7 protein-coding genes are annotated in these 6000 nt (G+C 68.6%); 5 read left to right on the forward strand and 2 right to left on the reverse strand.

All coding sequences use genetic code 11. From position 1 onward, the window contains the following. The first annotated feature begins 30 nt into the window (after positions 1–30). The 3 genes from ACFOPO_RS17800 to ACFOPO_RS17810 all read left to right on the forward strand — a co-directional run bounded on the left by ACFOPO_RS17800 (position 31) and on the right by ACFOPO_RS17810 (position 1984). Complete coding sequence (locus ACFOPO_RS17800) at positions 31–459, forward strand: hypothetical protein (protein ID WP_386705005.1); 429 nt, start codon at positions 31–33, stop codon at positions 457–459. Between the two features lie 76 nt (positions 460–535). After that, positions 536–1441 (forward strand): phosphogluconate dehydrogenase (NAD(+)-dependent, decarboxylating), encoded by a 906-nt coding sequence (gene gnd, locus ACFOPO_RS17805; protein WP_386705006.1) that lies wholly within the window; start codon positions 536–538, stop codon positions 1439–1441. A gap of 105 nt (positions 1442–1546) precedes the next feature. Beyond that, the gene (locus ACFOPO_RS17810) at positions 1547–1984 is read left to right on the forward strand and encodes a hypothetical protein (RefSeq protein ID WP_386705008.1); all 438 of its coding nucleotides are present in this window, start codon (positions 1547–1549) and stop codon (positions 1982–1984) included. A 58-nt stretch (positions 1985–2042) separates the two neighbouring features. Here ACFOPO_RS17810 and ACFOPO_RS17815 read toward each other — a convergent pair whose 3' ends face one another. Next, a complete protein-coding gene (locus ACFOPO_RS17815; RefSeq protein WP_386705009.1) occupies positions 2043–2612 on the reverse strand; it encodes a hypothetical protein in 570 nt (189 codons plus the stop codon). 57 nt (positions 2613–2669) lie between these two features. On the opposite strand from ACFOPO_RS17815, the gene ACFOPO_RS17820 reads away from it, so the two are divergent. Then, complete coding sequence (locus ACFOPO_RS17820; protein WP_386705011.1) at positions 2670–3620, forward strand: winged helix DNA-binding domain-containing protein; 951 nt, start codon at positions 2670–2672, stop codon at positions 3618–3620. 17 nt (positions 3621–3637) lie between these two features. After that, positions 3638–4387, forward strand: a complete 750-nt coding sequence (locus ACFOPO_RS17825) for an N-acetylmuramoyl-L-alanine amidase (RefSeq protein ID WP_386705013.1) — start codon at positions 3638–3640, stop codon at positions 4385–4387. Between the two features lie 75 nt (positions 4388–4462). Here ACFOPO_RS17825 and ACFOPO_RS17830 read toward each other — a convergent pair whose 3' ends face one another. After that, positions 4463–5761: an APC family permease gene (locus ACFOPO_RS17830; protein WP_386705015.1), complete on the reverse strand. Its 1299-nt coding sequence runs from the start codon at positions 5759–5761 to the stop codon at positions 4463–4465. Positions 5762–6000: the final 239 nt, after the last annotated feature.

Here is a 6000-nt window from a genome sequence, read left to right on the forward strand (position 1 = left end):
GTTCCTCAGACAAGGAACCGGAGCAGGTCCATGCGCATTACAGGTACGTGGTTCGCCGTGGTCCTGACGGGCGCGGCGATCCTGGCCTCGCCAGTGACGGCAGCCGCGCAGGACCTGCGCCCGGAGTCGCTGAAGCTGTACGGCGGCATCTACTCGCCCGACTGCGCCAACAACGCCGCGCCGCAGGTGCGCATCGGCGCCGACGGCCTGCAGATCAGCGCCAGCGGCAAGAGCATGCGCACGCCGGCGCGGATGGACTCGTACACCAGCTTCGGCGGCGCACCGACCTCGGCCGTGCCGGAGGGCTACAAGGTCGAATTCATCGGCGACGATTTCTCGCTGTACGTGTTCGAGGACGCCAAGGGCACGTACGTGCCACTGGAAGGCTACGTCCCGAGCGCCGCGTCCATCGTCGGCGGGGCGATGCAGGCCCGCTTCGGCCGCTGCGGCGGCAGCTGAGCCAGAGCGGCGTTCGCCCGCCCTCCATCCCGGACCGCGTACGCTTCCCGTCCAAGACAGGTGGCGAGGACGCAGCATGGAACTGGGAATGGTGGGTCTGGGCCGGATGGGCGCGAACATGGCCGAACGGCTGGTGCGCAACGGGCATCGCGTCGTCGGATTCGACCCGGGCGCGCCGGCGCGCGAACAGGCGGCCGCGCGCGGCGTGGAAGCGGTGGCGTCACAGGCCGAACTGATCGCGGCGCTGCCATCGCCGCGCACGCTGTGGCTGATGGTGCCGGCGGGCGACCCGGTTGATCGCACCATCGATGAACTGCTGCCACGGCTGGCTGCCGGCGACGCCATCGTCGATGGCGGCAACTCGAACTACAAGGACACCCTGCGGCGCGCGCAGCGCCTCGCCGAACACGGCATCGCCTGGATCGACTGCGGCACCAGCGGCGGCGTGTGGGGGCTGAGCGAAGGCTACAGCCTGATGATCGGCGGCGACGAAGCAGCGGTGGAGCGGCTGCGGCCGGTCTTCAGCGCATTGGCGCCGACGCCCGACAGCGGCTGGGGACGGGTCGGTCCCAGCGGCGCGGGCCACTTCGCCAAGATGGTCCACAACGGCATCGAGTACGGAATGATGCAGGCCTACGCCGAAGGCTTCGCGATCATGCAGCGCAAGACCGACTTCGGCCTCGACCTGGGCCAGGTGGCGCAGATCTGGCGCCATGGCAGCGTGGTGCGTTCGTGGCTGCTCGACCTCAGCGCGAATGCCCTGGGCCGCAACCCGCAACTGGACGGCATCGCCCCCTACGTCGCCGACTCCGGCGAGGGGCGCTGGACCGTGGCCGAGGCCATCGACCTGGACGTGTCGGCGCCGGTGATCACCCTGTCGTTGCTGGAACGCCTGCGCTCGCGCGAAGACGACTCCTTCGCCGACAAGCTGCTGGCGGCGATGCGCAACGAGTTCGGCGGCCACGCCATCCGCAAGACCTGAGCGGGCCGGGCATGCCGGCGGCCATGCCGCAGTGCGGCAACACGCCGCCCGGCAGGCGGGTAGTCTTGCTGCCGGGCATCCCGCCCCTGGGGAGGAGAGGGAAACATGACCACTGTCGTCGCGTCATCGCGTCCCACCAGTTACTGGATCATCGCCACGCTCGCGCTGGTGTGGAACCTGATCGGCGTCTACATGTTCTACATGCAGATGAGCGCAGGCGCCGCGCAGATGGCGGCGCTGCCAACCGAGCAGCAGCAGATCATCGCCGCAACACCGACCTGGCTCAACGTCGCCTATGGCGTGGCCGTGTTTGCCGGCGCGTTCGGCGCGATCGGACTGCTGATGAAGAAGCGCTGGGCGGTGGCCCTGTTCCAGCTGTCGCTGGCCGCGCTGGTCGTGCAGATTGCCGGCACGTTCCTGGTGACCCCGGCGTGGAGCCTGCTTGGCCCGATGGGCCTGGCAATGCCGGCGCTGATCCTCGTGATCGCGCTGTTCCTGCTGTCGTATGCGAGCAAGGCTGCGGCGCGGCGCTGGATTGGTTGAGGCAGTCATCGGGCATCGCCGGACAACGGCGATGCCCGATCACCGCATTAGGCATGGATCAGCGGGCGGTTTCCGCCTGCCGCGGTGACCTGGCGATCACGCGCCTGTCAAAGCGGGTTTCGACTGCCTGATCGTCGACGCCGCGATCGGCTTCCTCGACGACCACGTCATGCCGCGCCGACAGTGCGCTTGCCATTCGATGGCCGAAGCACTGGTTGGCCAGGGCCAGCAGTGCCGCCACTGCCATCGGCGCCCTCCATGCAGGCCGCGGTGGCAGCAGTACCAGGGCGGCCGTCACCGTCGCCATCACCGTCGCGGTAATCCAGGATCTGTAATCCGCGGCAACGTGGAGCGCGGCAATGAGGATGTCCAAGACGTATCCCTGTCCATGGGCGTCGAGTTTGTCGAGCGCGAGAGGATAGCTGCGCGCATTCATCTCCGCGACGGGACGTCCCACCGGCGTCGGCGCGCGGAAACGCACGTGTGAAACAATGCGGGCGCCTGTCACCGCCACCGGCAACGGAACCGACCTGATGGCGATACGTACGTTGAGCAACCGCGCACTGAACCGCGCCCTGCTGGCCAGGCAGGGGTTGTTGAAGCGCCAACGCCTGTCCATCGCCGACATCGTTCATCGCGTCGGCGGATTGCAATCGCAGGAGCCCAGGGATCCGTATGTGGCCCTGTGGTCGCGATTGAGCGCGTTCAAGGGCGAGGCCCTGCACGCACCGCGCAACGTGGCGACGTCGTGCGCGGGAGCTACCTGCGGTCCACCATCCACACCGTCGCAAGCGCCGATTTCCTGGCGTTTCGCCCCGTGCTCCAGCAGGTCATCGATCGCGAACTGGAGACCGCGAACTGGCGCGCCATCAGCGGCGGTTTCGATCCGGCGCGGGTCGAGCCGCTTGCGCGCGCGCTGATGGCGCAACGGCCGATGAGCGCGCAGGAGCTCGGCGCGGCATTGCTGGCGCATTTCCCGGACGCGCAGAAGGCCGGGCTGGGGCATTGGGTGCGCACGCGCGTCGCGCTGGCCATCGTCCCGAGCGATGACCGCTGGGGTTACCCGCGTCCGCCGCGCTTCGTGCCGGCCGAGCAGTGGCTGCAACAGCCGCTGGCACCGGCGAGCACCGCCGAACTGCTGCTGCACGGCATCGCCGCGATCGGCCCGGCCAGTTCCGCCGACCTGCGCAGCTGGTCCGGGTTGCGCGGCATCAAGCCTGCGCTCGAAGCTCTGCGGCCACGGCTGCAGGTGTATCGCGACGAATCCGGACGCGAACTGTTCGACCTCCCGCAGGCGCCGCGCCCGCGTGCGGACACGCCAGCGCCGGTGCGGCTGTTGCCGGAGTACGACAACGTGTTCCTGTCGCACGACGATCGCGATCGCATCGTCATGCCGCAGCACAGCCAGCATTTCACCCAGACCGCGAATGGCCGGCGCCTGCGTGCGGTGCTGGTCGACGGTTTCGTCCGCGCCGGTTGGTCACATGCCTGCGACAAGGGCAAGGCCAGCATCCAGGTCAAGCTGTTCGACCGCTTCGACGCCGGCACGCGCGACGACATCGCCACGGAGGCGCTGGCGCTGTTGCATTTCCTCGAGCCCGATGCCGATCATCACGACGTCGAGCTGCACCCATGAACGCAAGGGAGATCCGGATGAAGGCAGTCATCGCCGTCGTGGCCAGCGCGCTGGTGCTGGCCGGCTGCGCGAGCGCACCGCCGGCCGCGCCCAATCCGCAGCCCCAGTGGCGGCCGTCGTTGAACTTCAACGCCCGCAGCGCGCAGATGATCATCATCCACCAGACCGAGATGGAATCGGCCGAAGCGGCGTTGTTGACCTTGCAGACGAGCAACTCCACGGGCCGCGTCAGTGCCCATTACCTGATCGGCAAGGACGGCCACCTGTACCAGCTGGTGGCCGAGTCCAATCGCGCCTGGCACGCCGGCGCATCGCGCTGGGGCGGCGTGACCGACCTCAACTCCGCAACGATCGGCATCGAGCTGGACAACGACGGCGTCGCGCCCTTCAGCACCGAGCAGATCGACGCGCTGTTGTGGCTGCTGGGCAACATCACCTCGCGCCTGGATATCCCGCGCCACCTGATCATCGGCCACGGTGACATCGCGCCGGCGCGCAAGCGTGATCCGAGTGCACTGTTTCCATGGCAGCGACTGGCTGAAGCCGGCTATGGGCTGTGGCCGCGCACGCCGCTTGTGGCGGCGCCGGCTGGGTTCGACTCGTGGGCCGCCTTGCGACTGGTCGGGTACGACCTGCGCGACCCGGCAGCGGCGGTGCGCGCGTTCCATCGTCACTATCGCGGCAACGAAGAAGAGCAGTGGCTGCCGGGTGACGCCGAGATCCTGTACGACCTGCAGCAACAGCTGATGGAAATGCCAACCCCGTAGCCCGGGTAAGGCCAAAGGCCGCACCCGGGTTGCGCTCTGCCGGCGGCGATCCCGGGTGCGCTTCGCTTACCCGGGCTACGGGGGCGGGGGGCGGCGGAATTTGTAGACGATGGCGCCGACGAGCATGGCGACGGCGGCGGCGAGCAGGTTGGCGATGCTGGCGCTGGCGAGCAATCCGAGGCTCAGCACGATCGCCGCGATCGGGATCAGCGGGCCGAAGGGCAACTGCAATGCGCCCTGGTGGTGTCCGTGGCGGCGGTGCAGCACCAGCACCGAGCAGGCGGTGCCGATGTAGGTACACAGTCGCGACACGACCGACAGCAGCGCAAGCTGCACGAACGACCCCGACAGTGCCAGCACCAGGGAGACGACGCCGATCACCACGACCGCGACCGCGGGCGTGTGCAGGCGCGGATGGATCGCGGCCAGTGAGCGCGGTCCGTAACCGTCGCTGGCCAGCGCCAGCAGGTAGCGTGGCGCCATCATCACGGTGTTGCTGCTGGTGCCGAGGATCGAGATGCTGGCGCCGACGGTCATCAGCAGCGCCAGCGTCTCGCCGCTGAAGCCTGCGGCGGCCTGTGCGAGCGGTGTCGAGGATTGGGCAAGGCCCGGCAGCGTGCCCAGGGCCACCCATTGCACGCTGACGTAGACCAGCGTGACGGTGGCGATCATCGTCAGCAGCGCGAACGGGACGTCGCGGCGGGGGTTGCGATATTCACCCGCGGCGGCTGGCAGGTTTTCGAACCCGGCGTACGCGAACAACAGCAGCAGCGCGGCTTCGGCGAGGGTTTTGGAGGTGACCGGTGCGTTCGCCGGCGAGGCCAGCGTGGCATCGACGTGGAAGATGCCGATGGCCACGAACAGCAGCAGCGGCAGCAGTTTGCCGATGGCGAGGATGACGCCGGTGCGCGCTGCGGCGCGCACGCCGATCACGTTGATCACCACCAGCAGGCCGAGTGAGCCGGTGACGATCGCGATCCGCGGCAGGCCGGATGCGGCCGCGGGCCAGTAGTGGGTGACGGCTTCGGCGAGGCCATTGCTCAGCGCTGCGGCGGTGGCGAGGCGGGTGAGCAGCAGCATCCAGCCGACTTCGAAGCCGATGAAGGGCCCGAACGCTTCGCGTGCATAGAGGTAGCCGCCGCCGGGGCCGTCGAAGTAGCTGGCGGCCTGGGCATAGCAAAGCACCAGCAGGCTCACGGCGAATCCGGCCAGCAGCACCGCCCACAGGCTGGCCGGGCCGAGCAGTGCTGCTGCGGCGGCGGGCAGCAGATAAATACCGCTGCCGATCACGTCATTGATCGACAAGCCCACGATCTGCCATCGGCTGACGGCGCGAACGGTGCTGGTGGGGCGTGCCGTTGCCTGCTGGTCCAAGGGCGCTGCCTGTGCGAGGGCGACAGGCCGAGAGTGCCTGATGCTGCGCTGCGGTCGCCACTGCCGACCACCGTTCGTCCTGAGCGTAGCGCAGCGAAGTCGAAGGACCTGCCGATGCGATTGGGCTTGCATCTTGCGGAGTGGCGTCGTCCGCCGGGCCGGGGATTGCTCCGCCCCTTAGTCAGACATCCTGTCTGATGCGGGGCGCGGGACATCCATGTCCCGCTGCGGATCAATCC

It is taken from the genome of Lysobacter sp. GCM10012299 (assembly GCF_042649405.1).
Taxonomy (GTDB): domain Bacteria; phylum Pseudomonadota; class Gammaproteobacteria; order Xanthomonadales; family Xanthomonadaceae; genus Lysobacter_J.

Coding starts and splice junctions, on each gene's coding strand:
- ACFOPO_RS17800 (WP_386705005.1), top strand. CDS start 31: ATGCGCATTACAGGTACGTGGTTCGCCGTGGTCCTGACGGGCGCGGCG.
- gnd (WP_386705006.1), top strand. CDS start 536: ATGGAACTGGGAATGGTGGGTCTGGGCCGGATGGGCGCGAACATGGCC.
- ACFOPO_RS17810 (WP_386705008.1), top strand. CDS start 1,547: ATGACCACTGTCGTCGCGTCATCGCGTCCCACCAGTTACTGGATCATC.
- ACFOPO_RS17815 (WP_386705009.1), bottom strand. CDS start 2,612: ATGTCGGCGATGGACAGGCGTTGGCGCTTCAACAACCCCTGCCTGGCC.
- ACFOPO_RS17825 (WP_386705013.1), top strand. CDS start 3,638: ATGAAGGCAGTCATCGCCGTCGTGGCCAGCGCGCTGGTGCTGGCCGGC.